Origin of the sequence: Novosphingobium sediminis (assembly GCF_007991615.1) — a bacterium.
Taxonomy (GTDB): Bacteria; Pseudomonadota; Alphaproteobacteria; order Sphingomonadales; family Sphingomonadaceae; genus Novosphingobium; species Novosphingobium sediminis.
This window is the reverse complement of sequence record NZ_BJYR01000027.1, coordinates 25,597-46,467: the sequence shown is the minus strand read 5'-3', so window position 1 is coordinate 46,467 and position 20,871 is coordinate 25,597. Positions and strand designations below refer to the sequence as shown.

General features: G+C 60.6%; 18 protein-coding genes. 11 read left to right on the top strand and 7 right to left on the bottom strand.

What is annotated here, in order from left to right:
- Nucleotides 1-7 precede the first annotated feature (7 nt).
- The 10 genes from NSE01_RS18475 to NSE01_RS18430 are packed head-to-tail and all read left to right on the top strand — an operon-like array spanning nucleotide 8 to nucleotide 10,481.
- Nucleotides 8-400 (top strand): hypothetical protein, encoded by a 393-nt coding sequence (locus tag NSE01_RS18475; RefSeq protein ID WP_147161142.1) that lies wholly within the window; start codon nucleotides 8-10, stop codon nucleotides 398-400.
- A complete protein-coding gene (locus tag NSE01_RS18470; protein WP_147161141.1) occupies nucleotides 397-804 on the top strand; it encodes a type-F conjugative transfer system protein TrbI in 408 nt (135 codons plus the stop codon). The genes NSE01_RS18475 and NSE01_RS18470 overlap by 4 nt, the downstream gene beginning before the upstream one ends.
- The gene (locus NSE01_RS18465; protein ID WP_147161140.1) at nucleotides 791-1,327 is read left to right on the top strand and encodes a S26 family signal peptidase; all 537 of its coding nucleotides are present in this window, start codon (nucleotides 791-793) and stop codon (nucleotides 1,325-1,327) included. Before NSE01_RS18470 ends, NSE01_RS18465 begins: the two co-directional genes overlap by 14 nt.
- Complete coding sequence (traW, locus tag NSE01_RS18460) at nucleotides 1,324-1,971, top strand: type-F conjugative transfer system protein TraW (protein WP_218033305.1); 648 nt, start codon at nucleotides 1,324-1,326, stop codon at nucleotides 1,969-1,971. The genes NSE01_RS18465 and traW overlap by 4 nt, the downstream gene beginning before the upstream one ends.
- A gap of 53 nt (nucleotides 1,972-2,024) precedes the next feature.
- Entirely contained in the window at nucleotides 2,025-2,996 is a 972-nt protein-coding gene (traU, locus tag NSE01_RS18455) for a conjugal transfer pilus assembly protein TraU (RefSeq protein WP_291549028.1), read from the top strand.
- Nucleotides 2,993-3,757 carry a type-F conjugative transfer system pilin assembly protein TrbC gene (gene trbC, locus NSE01_RS18450; RefSeq protein WP_147161138.1) on the top strand — a complete coding sequence of 255 codons (765 nt, stop codon included), beginning with the start codon at nucleotides 2,993-2,995 and terminating at the stop codon, nucleotides 3,755-3,757. Before traU ends, trbC begins: the two co-directional genes overlap by 4 nt.
- Entirely contained in the window at nucleotides 3,754-5,481 is a 1,728-nt protein-coding gene (locus NSE01_RS18445; RefSeq protein WP_147161137.1) for a conjugal transfer protein TraN, read from the top strand. Before trbC ends, NSE01_RS18445 begins: the two co-directional genes overlap by 4 nt.
- Complete coding sequence (locus NSE01_RS18440) at nucleotides 5,462-6,307, top strand: conjugal transfer protein TraF (protein ID WP_147161136.1); 846 nt, start codon at nucleotides 5,462-5,464, stop codon at nucleotides 6,305-6,307. The genes NSE01_RS18445 and NSE01_RS18440 overlap by 20 nt, the downstream gene beginning before the upstream one ends.
- Nucleotide 6,308: 1 nt before the next feature.
- Nucleotides 6,309-7,745, top strand: coding sequence for a conjugal transfer protein TraH (locus NSE01_RS18435; RefSeq protein WP_147161135.1), 1,437 nt, complete (start codon nucleotides 6,309-6,311; stop codon nucleotides 7,743-7,745).
- Nucleotides 7,746-7,778: 33 nt separating this feature from the next.
- On the top strand, nucleotides 7,779-10,481 hold the full coding sequence (locus NSE01_RS18430; RefSeq protein ID WP_147161134.1) for a conjugal transfer protein TraG N-terminal domain-containing protein: 2,703 nt from the start codon (nucleotides 7,779-7,781) through the stop codon (nucleotides 10,479-10,481).
- A 10-nt stretch (nucleotides 10,482-10,491) separates the two neighbouring features.
- Here NSE01_RS18430 and NSE01_RS18425 read toward each other — a convergent pair whose 3' ends face one another.
- From NSE01_RS18425 to NSE01_RS18395, 7 genes are all read right to left on the bottom strand, one after another.
- Nucleotides 10,492-10,722 (bottom strand): hypothetical protein, encoded by a 231-nt coding sequence (locus NSE01_RS18425; protein ID WP_147161133.1) that lies wholly within the window; start codon nucleotides 10,720-10,722, stop codon nucleotides 10,492-10,494.
- Between the two features lie 100 nt (nucleotides 10,723-10,822).
- Nucleotides 10,823-12,280 (bottom strand): C-terminal helicase domain-containing protein, encoded by a 1,458-nt coding sequence (locus NSE01_RS18420; RefSeq protein ID WP_147161132.1) that lies wholly within the window; start codon nucleotides 12,278-12,280, stop codon nucleotides 10,823-10,825.
- A gap of 123 nt (nucleotides 12,281-12,403) precedes the next feature.
- A protein-coding gene (locus tag NSE01_RS18415) for an IS3 family transposase (RefSeq protein WP_120222458.1) occupies nucleotides 12,404-13,770 on the bottom strand; the annotation gives its coding sequence in 2 pieces (ribosomal slippage) (nucleotides 12,404-13,419 and nucleotides 13,419-13,770; 1,368 coding nt in all).
- A gap of 44 nt (nucleotides 13,771-13,814) precedes the next feature.
- On the bottom strand, nucleotides 13,815-14,678 hold the full coding sequence (locus NSE01_RS18410; protein WP_147161131.1) for a DNA methyltransferase: 864 nt from the start codon (nucleotides 14,676-14,678) through the stop codon (nucleotides 13,815-13,817).
- Between the two features lie 31 nt (nucleotides 14,679-14,709).
- Nucleotides 14,710-18,441, bottom strand: coding sequence for a DUF6079 family protein (locus NSE01_RS18405; protein WP_218033304.1), 3,732 nt, complete (start codon nucleotides 18,439-18,441; stop codon nucleotides 14,710-14,712).
- Nucleotides 18,442-18,462: 21 nt separating this feature from the next.
- Nucleotides 18,463-18,921 (bottom strand): BREX-3 system P-loop-containing protein BrxF, encoded by a 459-nt coding sequence (gene brxF, locus NSE01_RS18400; RefSeq protein WP_170233902.1) that lies wholly within the window; start codon nucleotides 18,919-18,921, stop codon nucleotides 18,463-18,465.
- Nucleotides 18,914-19,810, bottom strand: a complete 897-nt coding sequence (locus NSE01_RS18395) for a BrxR family helix-turn-helix transcriptional regulator (protein ID WP_147161129.1) — start codon at nucleotides 19,808-19,810, stop codon at nucleotides 18,914-18,916. The genes brxF and NSE01_RS18395 overlap by 8 nt, the downstream gene beginning before the upstream one ends.
- 407 nt (nucleotides 19,811-20,217) lie before the next feature.
- Here NSE01_RS18395 and NSE01_RS18385 point away from each other — a divergent pair, with 407 nt between their 5' ends.
- The gene (locus NSE01_RS18385; RefSeq protein ID WP_147161127.1) at nucleotides 20,218-20,859 is read left to right on the top strand and encodes a S24 family peptidase; all 642 of its coding nucleotides are present in this window, start codon (nucleotides 20,218-20,220) and stop codon (nucleotides 20,857-20,859) included.
- The last annotated feature ends 12 nt before the right edge of the window (nucleotides 20,860-20,871 follow it).

Sequence of the window (20,871 nt, the reverse complement as noted above, 5' to 3'; positions counted from 1 at the left end):
TATCTTCATGCCTCTCCACCTCGTGACCCCCTTCGACCGAACCGACCCGTCCGAAGACGAACAGCCCGTCAGCCCGCCGGTGCGGACATTGCGCTCGCGCGTGGCCGATGGCTGCTACATTCTGCTTCGCGGCTGCCTGTTTCTCGGCTCGTCCTACCTGATGGCGCTGGGCCTGCCGCTGCTGTTCTTCCTGCTGTTGTCGGGTGGCAATCCCGATGCCTTCTTCGCCCATGTCGCCAATCTCGGTGACCGCTTCCTGGCGGCCGACCTCGCGCGGCGCGTGAGCTTCCTCGGCCAGTGCAAGTTCGTTTTGATCGGTCTCGCGACGCTCGTCGTCGTGTGGCGCATGCCGCGCTTCATCCGCGACCTCGACCGCGAACTCTCGGGAGAAAAGCTGTGAAGAACATTCTGGTAACATCGGGCCTGCGCGGGCGGCTTGCATCGATCAATCTCACCGCCGTCGTGGTCGGCGCCGGCATGATCGGTCAGGTGCTGTGGGGTGTCTGGACGACGGACAAGCTGCTCACCCTCGAAAAGCGCGAGGTCGTCACGGTCCAGCTGAGCCGGATCATGGGCGACTTCATCGAAGCCGAAGCGCGTGCCGGCCGGCCGCCTGAAGAGACCAGGCAACGCGTCCAGGCCTACCTCAAGGCCGTGGAAGCCTCGGTGCAGAAGCTCGGACGCGAAGGCCGGACGGTTCTGGTTGCCGAAGCCGTGGTGGCCGGGAGCACGCCGGACCTGACCGGGTCTGTGCGCGCAGATGTTGTGCGCCGGATGGGAGCCCTTCCCGATGCAGCCCGCTGATCGCCTGACCCGCTCGGCGTCTGCGCGCCTGCTCGCGCGCCGCCTCGTGCTTTGGGGCGGGCTGGGCGCCGGGGCGCTGGCGCTCTCCTCGCTTGCCGCCTTCGCGCAGGGCCATGCCCTCATGATCAACGTGAGCCCGAGCCTGCCTTACTGGGCCGTTTGGGTAACCCGGGGGGCGCCTGTGCACCGCGGCGACATCATCCTGTTCGATCCGCCTGCCTCGCCGCTGTTATCCAAGCATTTCGGGGCGGAGCCGAAACCATTCGGCAAGCGTGTAAGCGGTGTGCCGGGCGACCTCGTCACCGAGCAAAACCGCATCTACTTCGTCAATGGGCAGGCCGTCGCGCAGGCTAAGCTGAAGAGCCGCCTCGGTGAACCGCTGGCGCTCGGACCGACGGGCCGCGTTCCGCAAGGCTGTTACTTCGTCACCACCGAACACAAGGATGGTTTCGATAGCCGCTACGCTGCGATTGGCTGGATCTGTGGGCCACGCATTCTCGGGGTCGGGAGGCCGATCCTGTGAGGCTGCTCACCTTGCCCGTTTGCGCCACTGCGCTTGCGCTGGCCATCGCACCACAGGCAATGGCTCGCGATTACGGCCAGCACGGCGCGGTATGGCCGGTCATCGAACCGGACCTGCTTCAGCAGATTCATGCCAGGCTCACCCAGCTTGAGAAGACCGGCGAGACCGCCCGCCTCAATGAGGAGCTGAAGCGGCGGACAATTGCCCGGGTCAACCGACCAGAGCCTGTCGCCGGCGTAGCGTTAGCCTCGGCTCTGCGCAGCTGGCGCTTCGATCCGACGATCACCGCCCCGCGCGATATTGCCGACGACAAGGGCCGCGTCATCATTGCCGCAGGCACTCGGGTCAATCCTCTGGATACCGTGCCACTGCGGGCTCCGCTCGTCTTCCTAGATGGCGACGACACGGCACAGCTTGCCTGGGCCACCCGTCGTTACGCCAGCACGAAGGCCAAGCTCATCCTCGTGCGGGGCGCGCCGCTCGAACTCATGAAAGCCCGCCAGCGGCGCTTCTACTTCGACCAAGGCGGCACGCTGGTGAAGCACTTCGGCATTCGCGCGGTGCCGGCAACCGTCGAGCAGCAGGGCCGCGCGCTTCTCATCACCGAACAGCCGGTCACTCCCAAAGAGCGGGCGCCATCATGAGCAGGAAATATCGCCTTCTGTCATGGCTTTGCGGAGCACTTCTGCTCGCCAGCATGAACATCATCTCAGCCGCTCCGGCCCAGGCTGCGGCCGGTCCTGGCCGCTGCACCGGCAAGTTCGTCAATCCGATCACGGACATCTGCTGGTCATGCCTGTTCCCGATCTCGATCGGTGGCCTGAAGATCTGGCCGTCGAGCCGTCCCGATACGAGCAACCCAGCTCTCCCCGTTTGCCTCTGCGGGCTTCGGCCCGGCATCGCCATGGGGTTCTGGGAGCCGGTCCGGCTTGCCGACGTCAGCATGAAGCCTTGGTGCTTCGTCAATCTCGGCGGGATGAAGCTTGATCCGGGTTTCGACATCGGCTTCAAATCGATGGCGGGGCCATCGGCGGTCGGCGGCAACACCCAGTACAATTCGCAGTGGCATGTCCACTGGTATGCCTATCCGCTGATCTACTGGATGGAGATCGTCGCCGATTTCCTGTGCCTCGAGTCCGGCTCGATCGACATCCTCTATATCACCGAGATCGATCCGCTCTGGCAGGACAGCGAGCTAACCGCGATCATCAATCCCGAGGCGGTGCTGTTCGCCAATCCGTTGGCGCTTGCGGCCTGTGCAGCGGACTGTGTGGCGGCAACGGCCAAGCTGCCGACCGACGAGCTGTTCTGGTGCGCGGGCTGCCAGGGCACGATGTATCCGCTCAACGGCAATGTCTCAGCAACGATTGGCCATGTCCAGGCGTCGCGGCTCGCGCTCGCCCGCTTCTCCTACAAGCTCCACCGTGAGCTCGTCGCCTGGGGGACGATGGGCAGCAAAGGGCTTTGCGGCAAGTACCTGATGCCGGTGATGCGCAAGCAGCAATACCGCTTCCAGGCCACTAATCCCAATCCGCAGACCAAGGGCCGCTACGCCTGCGCGCCCATTGGTGCCTCCACCACCTTCATGTCGGCAGGTCAGGTCTATCCCGCCATTGGCGAGGACATGGGCTACCTGGTCTGGCGCAAGCGGAATTGCTGCGCGCTATGAAAAAGCTTCTTGATCTTCTTGTAGTCGCCTCGCTTTCAAGCCTTGCCGCTTTGGCGGGAGCATCTGCACAGACGGCCGAACCGGACCTCGATCTAGCCGCTATCCGGGCGCGGGCCAGTGCGAGCGCCGGCGATGCCGACGCGCTGTCCGCCAATGCCAGCGCCAGAGCCGAAACTCTGGCGCGCGAGGCGAGGACGAGCTCCGACGAGGCGGAGGTGCATGCTCGCCGCTACGCCCGTGAGGCCGCCGCAAGTGCGAAGCCTGATCCTGCCATCACATTCGACTTTGACCGGATGGTGGCCGACGCTGGCACCATGACCAGCGAAGGCATGGGCGAAGCGCCAAGGTTCATCGCTTTTGCTTCGCTTTCGATGCCGCCGGCAGCGCTGCGCGCGATGATCTACGACGTGACCAAGGCTGGCGGTATCGTCGCCTTGCGCGGTCTGCCCGGCAACAGCGCCAAGGCCCTCACGGCCGCATTGGCCAAAGTGGCAAAGCCCGGCGAGCAACTGAACGGCGTCGGCATCGACCCGCGGCTCTTCCGTGCTTTCGGGATCGAGGCCGTGCCCACCTACGTGGTCACCAGCAGCGACTTCGATCTGTGCGACGGGTTCGATTGCAGGACTCAGGTCCCACCGCACGACCGGATGAGCGGCAATGTCAGCGCTTCTTACGCGCTCGAGACTTTCGCGCGCGGCGGTGGCCCCGGTGCTTTGCTTGCGGCCCAGCACCTCGCCCGGCTTGAAAGGCAGGTTCCATGAAACGGCAATTCCTATCTGTCGCGTGCTTGAGTGCGCTCCTGGTCACCCTGACCGGGCCGCTCCACGCCCAGACCACAACCGATGCCGCCAAGGCCGACGGCAAAGCTTTTGGGCGGGACAAGGCTGCCTCGGCGCAAAGCGCGGCAACGACCAACCCCGATGCAAACCGCATCCCCAATTTTGGCGGAACGCCAAGCCAATCGGGCTATTTTGATGATCCGGACCGGATGAGCCGCGAGGCGGCGAGCCAGGCGACGACCAACACCGGCTACAAGGCCATGCGGGATTCGATGGACCGGCGCGCCCGGTTTGCGCCGCAGGATCTCGATGCAACGATCGCGCGCAGCAATGTGATCAGCGATGACCCGCTCGCCTTTACGAGCGGAATGGCCATCGGCGGCTCGCAGGGACGCTGCGTGCCCTTGCCGCCGGCCAGCGGAACCGCGGCGCGCTACATGGCGACCTGCAATGTCGGTTATACGGCGACACAGGAAACGCGGACCTGCCCCGTGACGTTGACCGCGCGGGTCGAGCAGCGGCAGGTATACGGCTACTATTGCGTTGGCGGCAGCGGGGTTGATCCGGCTTCGGTCTACAACTGCAACCGCTACTCCGCGCCGCAGTGCACGGTCACGCAGTCCTACCCGATCAACCTGTGCGATCCCTATTTCGGGATCTACTGGGGCTGCAACTCCGGCGATCTGAGGGTCGATCTCGTCAGTTGCACCGCACCGGTCGAGGGCGCGACGCCCTATACGGTGACGGGCGAGAACGTCGTCACCACCACGCGCGATGAAAGCCAGTGTGCTGGTCTCGCTGCCGACACCTCATGTCAGCAGGACACCGAGACGTGCACAGACAGCGATCCGGTCACCCGCATCATCGATGGCATTGCAGTGACGCAGCCTTGTTGGGCGTGGAGCCGCAGTTACAGCTGCGCACAGTTCACCGAGGCACAGGACTGCCAGACGCTTGAAGCCACTCCGGGCTGCAAGCTGGTGCGCGAAGACTGCCTCGCGGGCGAGCCCTGCCGCACCTGGGAGCGGGTCTATGATTGCCCGGTTCCGGACCAGCCTGCAAATACCAACCAGTTTATCTGCGACGGCGATGTCTACTGTATCGATGGCTCATGCGAGACCATCCAGCGCGAGGCCAACGACGAGTTCAAGGACGCGGCCGTCGCCTTGAACGCGATGAACCAGGCGCGCCGCGAATTCGATCCGGACAATCTCACCCTGTTCAAAGGGACGCGCGAAAGCTGCTCGTCCAAGGTCTTTGGTATTCTCAACTGCTGCAAGGGCAAGGGCTTCCCGCTTATCCCGGGCATCCAGTTGCTCGTAGCGCTGGGCTGCAGCCGCGAGGAGATGCTGCTGCATCAGAAGGATGCCCAAGGTCTGTGCGCCTATGTCGGCACCTATTGCTCATCCTCCTTTCTTGGCGTGTGCCTGACCAAGCGCAAGGTCTACTGCTGCTTTGAATCCAAGCTTTCGCGAATCCTGCAGGAACAGGGTCGCCAGCAGCTGAACAAGCCCTGGGGCAAGCCGAAGGCCGAGCAATGCCAGGGCTTCACCATCGACGAGTTTGCCCGGCTCGACCTCTCGAAAATGGATTTCAGCGAGGTCTACGCCGAGTTCACCGACGCCGCTCGCCTGCCTGACGAGCTGCAGGCCACCCAGGACATCCAACAGAAGATCGAGGACTACTATGCCCGCGCCCGCCAGTAAGGCCGCGTGGCGGCTGCTTGCCGCCTGTGCGATTGCCAACGCCGTTTCCCTGTCATCCCCGGCGCTCGCCCAGAGTGCCGCAACCCGAGCCGATGCGCCGCCCAATGCGCAGTCTGCCGAACGCCAGGACAGCTTATACTGCGAGGAGCGGCGGCTCGGATACTGGTTCTACTGCGATCGGCCCAAACCGCCGGAGCAGGATGAGCCCGCGCCTGCAGCCAGCGCAACCAGCCAACTGGACGCAATCACGGCGACATTGCGGGAACTGAAGGCCAGGGCGATCCTCGAGCCGACGCCAGCTAATGTGACGGCCTATATTCGCTTCCAGCGCGCCCAGCTCGACCGAGCTTCGCTCTTCAGCGACGTCTGGCAGCGGGCGATCTGGCAGGATCCCGAGCTCGACTACACGCTGCAGCGCCCGGTTTCGACGCTCGGAAAGCGCCAATGGCAGGATTCGCGAAGCGCGGAACGGAACGCCGCGATGACCCAGCTCTCCGAGCGCTACGGGCTCTTCTACTTCTTCGCCCAGAGCTGCGGCGCCTGCGAAGTCATGTCACCGATCGTGCAGAGCGTTGCCTCAACCTGGCATATCGCGGTGCGCGCGATTTCCACTGACGGCGGCCCGTCGCGGCATTTCCCGAACTACACGGTCGAGACCAACCAGCGCAGCCGCATGGGGCTTGAGCCCAAGGTCACGCCAGCGGTCGTGCTCTGGGACGCGCAGACCGGCCGCCCCATACCGATCGGCTACGGCGTCATGAGCGCCGACGAGCTGCAGGACCGGATTTACCTCCTCACATCGAAGGAAGCTGGACGTGACTACTAGGATGAAAAGAGCCGTCGCTGCGCTCCTTGCCGCCGCCATCCCCCTCACCCTTCCGCTTTCGGGCGCATCGGCCGATGTTGGCAGTTCGATGGACTCGTTTCTGAACGACGTCGGAGGCGCTGCCAACGTCAACGGACCGACCGCGTTCCAGGGGCAGTCGGCCGGCTATTACAGCCTCGGCAATGTCTGGACGCGGTTTCCGCAGAAGACGACCAACATTGCCAACCTGCAGCTGCCGCGCGCTCGCGCCGGTTGCGGCGGGATCGACATCTTCGCCGGGTCCTTCAGCTTCATCAACGCGAGCGAGATCGTCGCGATGCTGAAGGCAGTCGCGAACAATGCGGTCGGCTTCGCCTTCAGCCTGGCGATCGACACGGTCTGCCCGGAATGCTCGAAGATCATGCAGGAGTTCAGCCAGAAGGCTCAGCTCATGAACAATCTCAACATCAACTCCTGCGAGATGGCGCAGGGTCTGGTGGGCGGGATCTGGCCGAAGGGCGACCTTGCCGACAAGGCAATCTGCGAAGCGATTGGCAACTCCGAAGGGATCTTCACCGACTATGCCGCTGCCAAGCATGGCTGCGGCACCAGGGGGCAGCGCTCGAGCACGACCGCGCAAGGCTCGGGCAAATACGATGACGTCAATCCCGGCGTGCCGCGAAACTACACCTGGACGATTTTGAAGAAGTCGGCGTTCTTCTCGCCGGGCGGCCGGTTCGACGAAGAGCTCGCCGAATACGCGATGACGCTGCTGGGCACGATCATCTACGTGCCCCCCAAGGACGATGAGCCGGGCAAGTTCGTGCCCATCGTCGGCGAAGCCTCGTCCACGCTCGTCACCTCGCTGCTGGATGGCACGACGAACGGCAACGTCCTCATTTTCGACTGCGACGAGACGGAGAAGTGCCTCAACCCGGGCTTCAAGTCGCTGAGCCTGCCGGCATCGAAAGCGCTGCGGCCGCGCGTGGCGGCGCTCATCGGCGGCATGGTTCAGGCCATCCGCGACGATACCGCGATCAGCGAAGAGCAGAAGGAACTGCTGCAAGTCGCGTCCATCCCGCTCTACAAGATCCTGACCGTCCAGGCGGCCTATGGCCGGGGCATGCCGACTGACGACCGCGAAACTCTGGCCGAGATCGCCAGTGTCGACCTGCTGTTTGCCGTGCTCGACCGGATCGTCAGCGAGGCAGGCCGCTCGATGTCGAGTTTCATCGGGGCCGACGAAGCCAAGATCGCGATGTGGCAGAACCAGGTCAATGTCGTGCGTCAGGCGCTCGCTGACCGGCAGGCCAACACGCATCTCAAGGTCAGTGCGGTGCTGCAGATCATCGAGAAGACGGCGTTCATCGAGAACGTGCTGGCCTCCTCGATGTCGCCCGGAATGGCCGCATCGCTGGACTGGTCGCGCGGCGTCCAGAGCCGCGCCCTCACCCACTGACCGGGCCAACCACATCCAGGCGGGACATTAGACATGGTCGAGATTTTCACGGTCGGCGGCGGGGACTATCTGGTCAACGTCTTCCAGGCGGTTGCCGCCTGGACCGGCAACGGCGGCTACAAGAGCCTGCTCCAGGTGGTGATGGTGATGGGGCTTGGCCTGTCCGCCATCACCCTTGCGTTCAATCAGGACTGGCGCGCCTGGATCAACTGGTTCCTTGGTGCAACCCTTATCTACTCCTGCCTCATGGTGCCGCGGCTCGATGTCCATGTGACCGACCGGCTCAATCCGAGCCTTGCCCCGGCCAATGTCAGCAACGTGCCGCTGGGCCTCGCCTTGATGGCGAGCTTCACCAGCCAGGTCGGCGACTATCTTACGGGGTCGGCCGAGGTGGTGTTCGGCCTGCCGGGTGATCTCAATTATTCGAAGAACGGCATGATCTACGGCGCCCGGCTCTACGATGCGACGCGGTCCTTGCGGGTTTCCGACCCGGAGTTTGCTGCCAATCTCGACGAGCATTTCCGGCAATGCGTGTTCTACGACGTGCTGCTCGGCCGCTACTCGATGAAGGAGCTCGCGGAAACTGGCGACATCTGGGCGACGATCGCGCCGGGGAGCCAGGCGCGCGCGCAACGCTTCCTGACTCGGGATGCCACTTCAGGCCAGGTGAGCTCGAACATTGTCACCTGCCGCGAGGCCTTCGACACGCTCAATGCGCAATGGACCGGGCTGATCGACGCGATGGGATCTGTTTTCGGCCGTCAGCTTTACCCCAACCAGACAGCCGCGCTCGCCAAGGCGAAGCTCTTTGCTGACCTGCCGGTAGCCTATCAGTACCTGACCGGCGTCTCGGCCAACGCGTCCGAGATTTTCAAGCAGACGCTGACCATCAACGCGATGAGCCAGGCCATGCACTCGATGTCCGGCAGCAGCGGCACGGGCAATGTCGACGTCTACGCCCAGACCCGCGCCGACATTCAGACCGAACGGACCTATGGCTCAATCGCGAGCAACGCGATGAAGTGGGTTCCGCTCCTGAACGTCGTGCTGACAGTGCTTTTCTACGCGCTGTTTCCGGTGCTTTTCCCGCTGTTCCTGCTCCCCAAGACGGGACCTGTCGCCCTCAAAGGCTATGTGACAGGCTTCTTCTACCTAGCGGCCTGGGGGCCGCTGTTTGTGATCCTCCACATGATGCTGATGTACAAGGGCGCGGCTGACATGAGCGCGGTCACGGGCAGTAACGGGCTCAGCCTGGCAAGCTTTACCGGCATGGCCGACGTCAACAGCGATATCGGACTGCTAGCCGGCTATCTCATCGCATCGGTGCCGTTTCTGGCAGGCGGTGTGGCCAAGGGCGCCATGGCAATCTCCCACCACGCGACGAGCTACCTTAATCCGAGCCAGAACGCGGCCGAGGAAGCGGCCCGGGAGGCGAGCACTGGCAATGTTTCGCTTGGCAACACCAGCTTCGAAAACTCGAGCGTTCTCACTCGTCAGTTTGCGCAAGGAACGATTGCGCCGAGCTTCACGTACGGCGCGCCGCAGACAAGGACCTTCAGCGATACCGGGGCAATGACCACGAGCTTTCCGGACAGCAGCTACGACCAGATTCCGACCTCCAGCTATCCATTCACGCCAACGCTGGGCCAGGAGTTCACGGCACGCCTGTCGACGATGGCATCTCAGGCCCGTGCCAACAGCGAGACCTATGCCAATGTTGCCACGGAATCGACGGCCAGCGCTGTCACGAAGTTCCGCGAGCTGAGAGACCAGTTCAGCCGAGGCGCATCCTTCGAAAGCGCGACCGGCACCTCCAATTCCGACAGCATCCAGACCGCATTCAGTGAGGTCGATCAGGCATCGACCAATCTGCAGCGGCAATTCGGGCTATCGCGCAGAGCGGCCGATGACATCTCTACGGCTTGGTTCCTAGGTGGTGAGGCCGGTGCCAAAGCTGGCATTTCAAACGGAGTAGCTTCTGCCAACGTCGGCCTGAAGGGCGGCGGGACACGCACATGGACCGACAGCGACATCGGCATCGCATCCGAAGACCGTTCCCGGATCTTTGGGAGCCTGTCCCAGATGTCTGACAGCCGAAACTGGTCGAGCACCCGCGATGGGTTCGTCCGCTCGGTCAGCACCTCATCAAGCTCGTCGATCTCAAGCACCGCGAACGGGATGAATGCTTCTCTGACGGAAGCGCAGAGCTTCACTATCGAGGCTCGCCGATCCGAGGAGCTTGCCAATCGTCTCGAGAGCCAGGCGTCATTCTTCGAAGGAAACAGCGCTGCAGGCAGCCTCAATCTGTCCCAAGCCTACCGCGAATGGGGTCTTGCCGAGATCGAAAGCAACCGCGATTTCTATGGCAATGCGCGGTTCGATGACATCACTTTCCAGCTCAGTCCGGAAGGGCAGGCTTTGCAGGCAAAGTTCATTGAAAGCTATACTGAACAGCTTCGCGACGGGATCGACGATCGTCTCGTACTCACCCCCGGTTTGCCCGTATCCAGACCGGCTATCTCAAGCGCAGACTCAGTGCGCGGTCGGGCACACACCGGCGGCGGGGGTTCCGGTTCAGTGCCCCGGGTGGGTGCCGACGGTCTCCATGAAGAGGTGCAAAGAGCTCAGGCGGCCGGTCGCCAGAAGATTACCGGCTCCAGGGGACGTCTGGACGCGATCACCAAGGGTGCCCAAGGTGCCAGTGCGGAAGCAGCGGATGATGTGAAAGAGTGGTGACCTGCGACAGTCACCACAGTCCGAAAGACGCGCCAGCCAAGTATGAAAAACCAGCGGCAATGACGAACAGGACCGCTATCGTCAGACTGCGCGCCCAAGGGTCGGCCCACGACTTTTTGATACGATATTCCATCAGGCGATTCTCGCGGAGCGCCTGATCAAGCTCCGACAGGCCTTCCCAATTCCGGGATGCAGGTCGGTTACCAGTATCGACGTCAAAGTTGCTCATGATCGCATTCATCTCGCTGCTCCTTGGAACATAGCAGAAACGAGGACGGTAACCAGCAAAACATGCCCCGCAGCGGAGAGTGCGCAGCCTCTCCTCCAATCGGTCCAGGCCGTCACGTATCGGCATTCTGATCCGGCAAGAGCATTATCTCGCTTCGAATGCCAGGACGGGTCATCATGTCCGCGACAGTCAGCAAACTTTGCGACATTGCATCAAGGAGATCAGCCTCTAACGCCCGCATCTGCGAGATATCGATTTCAGGCGACTTCGGATTGTCCGAGCGACCTAACGTGTTCAATAACTGAAGGACTTCCCAGTCCCGGAGAACATGGATCTGAGCTGCGTTATCGCGCCAAGCACCTAGGATAATTTGAGTAACCGAGTGGTCCTGGCCAGTGATCTGATCCTGGACTGAGGCGATAAGTAGGGGAGCGGGCAATCGCGTGCAGGTCGCCAGAGCCCATTGGAGGCTTTCCCCTTCCTTCAACGCACGATCGAAAAGTGTGTGCCCCACGCCAATTAGACGGGTTGGGCCTTCGCCGTTGCCCAAGCGAGCATTGCGATCAAACAGCAGCCCCTTGTACCGATCCTGCATGGCGTAGTCTTCATCGGCCCATTTCTCGGGCGTCAGAACGTCGAGACCATCGTCTCTCCGGAACACCCGCCGTCCCTTCGATTCCATCATCATCGAGAAGAAGCGTTCGAGATCCGGCAGATCAACCTGCGGAAGATTTCGTCCAACTTGAGCAAAGTCGAAGCGAGTGACATTGCCAAGCATGGTCTTGACCTTATCGACTAGGTCTTCGCCGCCAATCGTAGCAGATTCCCGGTCGAACCACTGATCGAGGCTTTCTCGCGGCTGGGTCTGGCCTGCAGCAAAGATCTTCTCAAAAGCGCTTGGACCACTCATGCCAATGACGAGCTGGCTGATGTCTTCTCGCTCATCCATTGCCTCGTCCAAGGTGCGCTGGATCCGCTCGAGCTTGGCGTTCAGGAGGTCCCAAATGCGCGCCTCCACCGTGTCTGGGTTCCTCAGAATGAACACTTGAACCGGTCTTGTCTGACCGTAGCGCGACAGCCGGCCGACACGCTGATGAAGGCGCATGGGATTCCATGGCATGTCGACATGAATAAGGGTCGCGCAGCGCTCCTGAAGATCGATCCCTTCGCCCGCTGCCTCGGTTGAAACCAGAAAGCGGATCGTGCCTTGGTTGAAGGCTTCTGCTGCCGCATCGCGCGACCAACTCTTCGGGCCCCGCGAACCGTCCGCCTTGGTGACTTCGTCCAAGCGTTCATCACCATTGATGAAGCCGCAGCAACCGTGACCAAATCGATCATGCAGGGCATCTACGACGAGAGCCTGGGTTGCTTTGTATTCTGTGAAAAGCAGCACTGGCTCGCCGGTGGGCAAATCGGTCTCGATGAGGTCGACTAGTCGCTCGATTTTGCGCTCATGCTGAATGGGTTCAGCCAACTCAAGCAGCTCGTCCAGGCGGGCGATCTCGCCCTCCATCAGTTGAGCAAGCATCTTGCCCCAAGCCTCTTCGTCTGCCCGGGCACGGTCATCCAATGTCTCGTCGTCGTCGCTATCCGTTATAGCCACCGCAGGTGTACGAGCCTGTCCGTCGTCAGAACATTTGGCACAGGTCGCGGCGTAAATTAGCGGAGTGCGGGCCTCGTCTGTTGTTGGGTTTTAGGCGGCGAGCTTACGGTGTTGCAAGCGCCGATGTTCAATGGTCTGTCGCTTGATCCTTTCGCGTTGTTTGATGATGGCTGGTGCCCTGCCGAAGTAGGCGTCTGCGGGCGTCACGTTGTTTAGGCTCTCGTGGTATCGGCGGTGGTTGTAGTGCTCGACGAAGGTCTCGATCTGGGCCTCAAGGTCGCCGGGCAGGAAGTAGTTCTCGAGCAGGATGCGGTTTTTAAGGGTCTGGTGCCAGCGCTCGATCTTGCCCTGGGTCTGGGGGTGCATCGGGGCGCCGCGCACGTGGCTCATCTTGTTGGCCTCGATGTATTCAGCCAGTTCGCCCGCGATGTAGCTGGGACCATTGTCGCTGAGCAGCCGGGGCTTGTGCAACACCGTGGCGCTGTCGCATCCGGATGCGACCAACGCTACATCCAGCGTGTCGGTCACATCCTCGGCCCGCATGTTGGTGCACAACTTCCAGGCGATGATGTAGCGCGAGAAGTCGTCGAGCACGGTGGAGAGATACATCCAGCCCCACCCGATGATCTTGAAGTAGGTAAAATCGGTCTGCCACATCTCGTTCGGCCGGGTCGTCTTGGTATGGAACGCATCAGCCGCTTTCACCACGACGTATGCCGGGCTGGTGATCAGATCGTGGGCCTTGAGCAGGCGGTAAACCGTAGCTTCGGACACAAAGTATTGGCGCTCATCGGTAAATCGCACCGCCAGTTCGCGCGGTGACAGCTCGGACTGCTCCAGCGCCATTTCGACGATCTGGTCCTGCACCTCGGGCGCGATCCGGTTCCACACCCGGCCTGGAGCCGATGGCCGATCCGCCAACGCCTCCGGGCCGCCTGCGAGGTAGCGGTCATACCAGCGGTAGAACGTCCGCCGGGCGATGCCGAGTTGGTCCAGCGTTCGCTTGGCAGGCAGGTGGGACTGCTCGACGATCCTGATGATCTCGAGCTTCTCGGATGCGGGATACCTCATTCTTCGTCGCCCCCATCCGCGATCATGCTTTTTTTGAGCAAACGGTTTTCCAGCGTCAGGTCGGCCACGCATTCCTTCAGGGCGCGGGCTTCGCGGCGCAGATCCTGCACCTCGCCAGTGGTCGCGGCACGGGCGGTATCACCGGCCAACCGGCGCTTACCTGCTTCCATAAACTCCTTCGACCAAGTGTAATACAGGCTCTGGGCGATGCCTTCCTTGCGGCACAGCTCTGCGATGCTGTCCTCACCACGCAGGCCGTCCAGCACGATGCGGATCTTTTCTTCGGCAGAGAAATGGCGCCGGGTTGCTCGGCGGATATCCTTGACCACCCGCTCAGCTGGGGCCTTCTTGGGAGGGGATTTTTTCACGGAGGGTTGGGTCTTCATCTTCGTTCCTTCGTCACTACGACGAAGCCCCAACCCTCCTTAAATCACAACCTCAAATCTGTGCCATTGGTGCTGACGGGGGACACCTGGCCAAATTGGCTCAGATCCGGCCTCGCTTCCACTTCAACGTGGGCTGCAGCGCGCTCTGCGTTCTCCGCGCTCGGTTGATGGAGCGTCTGGTACATCCATGAGAAACGCTCGCTTGCGGAATCTAGAATTAGTTGAGCACGTTTTTCAAAATCAAGGATGTCGACGCTAGCATTAAAACCGCGCGCAATGAAAGACGCTGCGGGAGAGAGATCATTTAGCAAACTAAAGCGTCGACCGAGCCGAGAAATTTGCACCCATTTTGACTGACCAACTTGGTCCTGCTGTTCGAAAATGTTGCCATGATCATCAACTCGATAACCCAATGACTCGACTTCGCGCCTATCTCCGCAAAATTGTGCTGCGACGCCCGTCATGCCGGTACCGCAGAAAGCATCCAGTATCACGTCACCCGGCCGTGTGTAGTGAAGGATGTAGCGCATTACCGCCTTGTGCGGCACTTTCGTGTGATAGCTGTGGGCATTATAGACCGACGCATTTTTACCCTCCTTCACGTCTGCGGCGAAGGGCTCTTTCCTATAATCATCAGATACATCGTATTGTGTTCCATGATGCCGAACATACTCAGCTAACCATGGGTTCGGGCACGCTGTGTAATAAGGCGGATCCGACAAGTCCAAAATTGCTTCATCCGTCCCTTGTGGAAACCCCTCCTGCTTCCGGAACGTGGGATCCTTGAGCTTCTCGGCCAACAGCCCCAAGAAATGCTCCCGCCGCGCCGCATCACTCGGGAACGTCAAGCCGAGGCATTCGACCGCACCGCCTATCTTCCCGCTGTCCATCTTTAACTGGTCGCTCATCTGTTCGTATCTCCGGAATTTGGGCGCGTGATCATTCGACCACGAAGCGCAGCTTGGTCGTGTCCTTGCCCTTGCAGCGGTCGTTCAGGAAGGACTCGAAGCGCTTGCGAAGATCTTCCGGGGTCGCGGGTGACCCACCTTGCAGCAGCGCTTGTCTGATATCCTCGCCACTCACGTTGATCTTCTCCAACCCAGACAGTGCCTCCTGAACAGCGGCTACAAAATCGGGTGTCACGGGGTCCGGCAGTGCCTTCGATGAAATGAAGCCGTTGACGATGCCACGGGCAGCAGGCTTTAGAAGATCAAAGTTTTCCTGGATGATCGGGTCATCGAGGTTGTCGAGCAGCGTCTGCCTCCAACCGTCGATCAGTCGATCAAGTTCATCGTCCAGCTGCTTCAGAACACTCGCAGCCGGTAGCAGATCCCCTTGCTCGTTCGCAGGCCGGAAGCCGCAATGCGGGCACGCTGGGCTGGCCGATAGATCGGACTCTAGGAGCGATGCGCAGCTTTTGAGCTTGTCCAGCTTCTCCTCAAAGGTCGTAAGCTGGCTAGTCGGCATCAAAGATATACCGGCCAATGCCCGCATCGCGATAAGCCGCGGGTCCTTCCGCAACGCCGACTTCGTGTTCTCTTCTGTGCCCCCAAGGCGCGCCTTGCTGTGCTGGCCTACATAGGCCGAGATGTAATCTTTCTTCAGCTTGGCTAGCGTCTGTCGGTATTCCGCAGCGTGTTGCGAAGTCCGATCACCAGAGAGTTTTTCGAGGACTTTCTTTCGCGCCTCCTGAGCCTGCACAACCCACGCGTGGTCCGCCGTCAGGACCATCTCGGCCTGCGACAGATAGCTGGCCGTGGTGCCAAGCTCGGCGACCAGCTCCAGCATCCCTTCAACGGCCTGCAGGACCTCGAGGTTCTTGTTCTGGCTGCTGATATCGTCAGAGCCGACACGAAGGTTCTTGAGCTTCCCGACCGTGTTGTAGGGTGCCAAGCTTTCCGAGAACTCCTTGAGCGCATCGAGCTTAGTGCGCCAGTCGCGGATCTCTTCATCCCGCAACAGCGACTGACCCCAGAAGCTCAACCGACCAGGCATGTCCGTAGCGGCGCTGAGTACCCGCCGCGTCAGTTTCCCAACTTCCTCCTGGAGCAGCTTGACCGGCTCGTCCGAGCCTTGCGTTGCTTGCTGCGCGAGACCGGGAGGCAGGCCCAGCATCTCGAAGAGCGAGCGCAGAACCGCGACGTTGATTTCTTTCGGCGCTTCGACGTGCTTGAACTGCCTGAGCTCATCGAGCGGTCGTTCGGCAAGCAGCGTGATCTTTCCGGAGTCGATCTTGTCACCCGTGACCGCCAGGACGATGTCGCCAGCGTACACAAGTCCACCCAACACAGCGACGAGGAGATCGGGCTCGAGCCTGAACTTGATCGGTGCAAAATACTCGACTTCGGCTTCGCCGTTGACGAGCTCTGACCGATTCAGGACTTGGCCATGCCCCTTTGATTTCAGCCGAGCCAATACTTCTTGGGCATACCGAGACTGGGTCGGATCGATGCGATCGCCGTCCAGCATCTCGAGGCCATCGAGGATTACTACGGCGTCCTTCGTTCGATTTCCGCCTGCTAAGGCGCGCAGCGCATTTCCGATCAACTGTTTGCGGTTGGCTTCGGTGACAAGCGCCGAGAAGGTCGGATATTCGGGGGCTACTTCAGAAAACTGATTGTTAAGCGCCAAGCCGGCGATGACATTCACGACGTCACGGAAATTGATGCGCTCGTCAGGCCCCAGGCGCGCCTTGTCACGCAGCGAGACACCCTTGGTCCACTCCTGCAGGGTCTTGCTCTTGCCCTGATAGGTGACCTCAAAGGCCGCCATCTGCTTTTCCTGCAGCCACTTGCTCATGTCCCGCAGGGCATCTTTGGCCTTATCGAGGTACACTGTCTTCGCACCGCCGCTGGCGGTCGAAGCGAGCTCCTGCGCCGCAGCGTAGAAGGAGAGATGCCGCTTGATCGCCTCATCCAGGCCCTTCAAGCGGAAGAAGACCTCATCCCCCTTGGTGTCGTCTCTGAACCGCGGAGGTTCGAATGGCTGGATGAAGTAGATATAAAAATCGCGCTCCGGCTGGGCTGTGGGCCGATCATTTGGGGCGCCGAAGAAGAGATACCCGCTACGTTCGACACGGCGTTCTTGCCATTCGATCTGGTATTGCCAAATCTGATGCCCGGTTACGTAGGCTGTGTCGTCGGTACGCTCCATGAGTTGACGGATCGCGCTGTAGTAAGCACGATCGAGCGCATCGTCTGACAGCGCCTCCGCACGCTTCTCGATCTGGGCATCGTAGTCGACGTCCTTTTTCAGATCGAGATAGTACTGCTCGGTATCGGCCGCCTTGGAGATGAATTGGCCATTGACCGTCTTCAGCGTCTCCCGCAGCACAGTCTGAACGAGCGAAAGCAGGTCTGCTTCCGGCTCGCCGCCCATGTCTTCTATGCCAGGTTGGAACAGGCACAACGTATCGCGAAGCTCTTCCGCCGTCGGGCCGACCGGAACATAGATGTCTCCGCCGGTGGTCAGCCGGTGGACCGACAAACCATCGATGATGCGCAAAGCCATCGGCTTGTACGCAGGCCTAGTAAATGCCTTCGAGACACGCTCCGAAAGCACTTCGGAGACTTTCAGGACGGGGCCAATGTTGGGGTCTGCGCGCAGAACAGAATTGGACGTCACGGTTTCCCAGAACTTGTCATAACCGATCAGACCCGGCCGATCGTTCGGCACCTGATCCTTCAGAATAGCCTGGATCTGGTCGCGGAGTGTCACAAGAGCACCGCGCTTCTCGGTGAAGACCAAGCGCTCGAACGTTCCAATGTAATCAGGATGGACCGGGAAGAGCCTGACATACTCGTCCATGCGTTCATTCATGGAGCCATAGAATTTCGCGAAAGGCGTCAGGTACGAGCGAATTTTGTCCTGCTGGTCTGTGGTCTTCTTGAGAAGTCGCTCAGCGACCACGAAACTCACGTCCTGCCGGGCCAGCAAGATCTGGGTGAAGCGGTCTTTCACGCGCCGCAAACTGTCGGCAACGTGCTGGAAACGACTGCTATCGAAGATGGCTTCCTGGACACCCGCCACGAAGCGGAAGCGCAGGTGCTTCGCGACCTCTCCGATCTCGCGAAGGAAGGAAAGATCCAGAACGAGGTCGTGATCCTTGCGCGACCGCAGATACTCGAGGAACTCGTCCACCACCAGCAGTACACCGTGATTGGGATGGACCTCGGCGAATGCCGCCATCATCTCCTCGAAAGCAGCCTTGTTGTTGATGACCTTATCGGCCGCAGGGAAGGAGAAGCTGACCCCCTGCTTGTCGAGGAAAACCTCAAGCTGCTGCGTGATGATGTCGCGCAACGACATCTGGCTGGAGATCTCGATCCGGTGAACCTTGAACTTGCCAGCGATCGCGCTTGCCGCGTCGGCCACCTTGGGATGGCGGATCATCGACACATAGTCGGCATCTTCCGCGACGAGCGAGAGCACGGACATGAGGTGAGACTTACCGGTGCCATAGTTTCCGACGACCAGGACACCCTTGTGGTCGACAGCCTCGTCGAACGAGAGCTGAGGAATCATCTGCATGGCGATCCGCTCGGCCATGTCATCCGAGATGACATAAGTCGAAACGAGCTTCTTGGCTTCGTCAGGGCGATTGGCATCCAGAAGCTGGATAACCGACTCGATGGGCTCAAACTGAATGAGATCGCCATACTGCATGGTCATCTCGGAAATTCCCTTCAACGCTCAATTCAACTCGAATACGACGGCACCATCGATTGGCACCTCGCAGTGTTCACGATGCCCTGTGCGGGCATAGGTCAGTCGGCCGTCCCGAAAATGACCAGGCCAGGCTGCCACTACGGGGCGAGCGTGGGCGAGTTTTTTCAGGACATCAACGGGGGCAACGCGAAGATCTTCCTCGAAAAGGATTTCGATATTGTCGAAGATCACGCACTTTTGAGAACCAGTCTCATCGATCAATTCACGAAACAAAGGCATAACTTCAGAACTACGCTGAAGCGACGGAATTGGCAGCAGCTTGCGCGACAACTGAATTCCAACATTGATCAGGGGTAAGCCGTCGCTCTTTGCAAGGCGCGACAGTATCTCTGTCTTGCCGCCTGCGGTATTCGCGACCACAAGGATCAGCTTGCTTTTCAATGTCGCTGCGTCTTCAGCAAGCTGTTGCAACCGCTCAAGCATATTGCGGTCCCTCTGGCTGAGACACGCCATCGCCATGCCTTCCCGAACGAATTTCGGCCGCGTTCAAGAGCACAATCTGCTGGTCCTGGGGCCTACGTGCTGCCGGATCGGTATCCAATCCAAGGCGCTTCAATGCGTAGTAGAGGAGAGCCCTTCGGACCGGGATGGTCGTCACGCCCCTTTCCATTCCGTAGTCGAGCTCGATCGCCTTGCGCTGACCAGCGCTCAATTCGGGATGTGGCACGATCTGCAGCTCAACCTGCTCTTCCCATTCGCTATCGCCGGAAGGCCTAGCATCTGCCGGCTTCGATGAGCGCGTATCGGTGATGCGCGAAAGAACAAAGTCCTTGAAAGCGTTACTGCGTGGGCAATGTGCGCGAGTATGCCATCTGAACCCGTCAAACACCAAGGCATGAGGTTCGATCCAACGCCAAGCAGGCTCAGGGGATGACATCGATTGGTAGAAGACCTCGATCGCCTCGTGCCGCTTGATCGCCGTTACGATGGCCCTCAAAGTTTTGGGCGAGACACCCCGGGCGGGAGTCGGGGCACAGGCGAAACTCGGCAAGCCTCCGATCCAGCTGTCGTCGGCGGCAATGATTCCATCAGAGAGCGATCTGAGCTGGGAGAGATATTGGGCTGCGTCGGCTTGGTGGAATACGGGGGTGAAGGAAGAGCTACGAACGTATGTCCTGGCGCTCTTGTCGTAGACCATGTTGGCTTCGGCCAGGCCGAGATATCTGTTCAGATCCGTCGAAGCCTGGTTGATCGAAACGCCGAAAACTTCGATCAGGTCACTCCGGTTGACATGCCCTTCCCAGAAGAGCCTGAATTCGATGAATTCGAGGCGGCTCTCAACCCCGCGCCTCAATCCCGAATCGCTATCCATTCCCAGATCCCCCAAGAAACTGGGCTAAACCAGTTTCTGTATGGGTAAGCGTAATGGATGCTTGATGACGAGGCAACGAGATTCGGAAGGCAGTCGCCTCGATTTCGCTAGCCTACCTGCGGTTAACTGCCTCTGAGCTTGCAAGAAATTCCGCCACTTTTTGGCAGGTCTTGCGGCGTGGCCTGCGCCCGTCCCGAAGGTCCTGAACGAAGCGAGGATCTGCCACGACGTGCCGACCGAAGGTGCTCGGCGACGTCCGTGTTTGGGCCAGATATGCCTCGATCTGCTCCAGTAGCTCCATCGCCGTCGACTCGCTTTAGGCTTGCGTTCTTGATATGTTCTTACTAGGAAGGCTTCCTAGAGTCTAGGATGGATTTTCCTAGGTGCCCGCGATAGGACTGGTAGTCATGGACGACGCACGGAGAGCCCTGGATGAGCTGATCCAGCAACGAGGGGTGAATTACTCCTCGGTTTCGCGCCTGCTCGGGCGCAATGCCGCTTACATACAGCAGTATATTCGGCGCGGCAGTCCGCGGCAGCTGGACGAGCAGGATCGCTCGGTTCTGGCGCGATTTTTCGGGGTCGATGAGAAGGTTCTTGGAGCCCCTGCCCGCCGCTCAGGCCCGGTGGTCGAGCTCGTCCATGTGCCTTTGCTCAATGTCGAGGCATCAGCCGGCCACGGCGCTCTGGCTGAAATGGAAGCCAAATCCGCGCAGTTTGGTTTCGACGAGAAGTGGCTGCGGCGACTGACCGCGAGCAAGGCAGCGAGCCTGTCGATCATCGCCGTGCATGGCGACTCCATGGAGCCCACCCTTCATGATGGCGACGAAGTTATGGTCGATCTCGGGGACGGCCAGGCGCGCCTGAGAGACGGGATCTATGTCCTGCGGATGGACGATATGCTGAGCGTAAAGCGCATTGCGCTCGAACCACAGGGCAAGCGCGCGTCGGTCCTGAGCGACAACCCGGCCTATCCAAGCTGGCGCGGCCTCGAGAAACGCACGCTCAATATCGTCGGACGGGTTCTCTGGTTTGGAAGGGCACTCTAAGGTGGCCTTCTG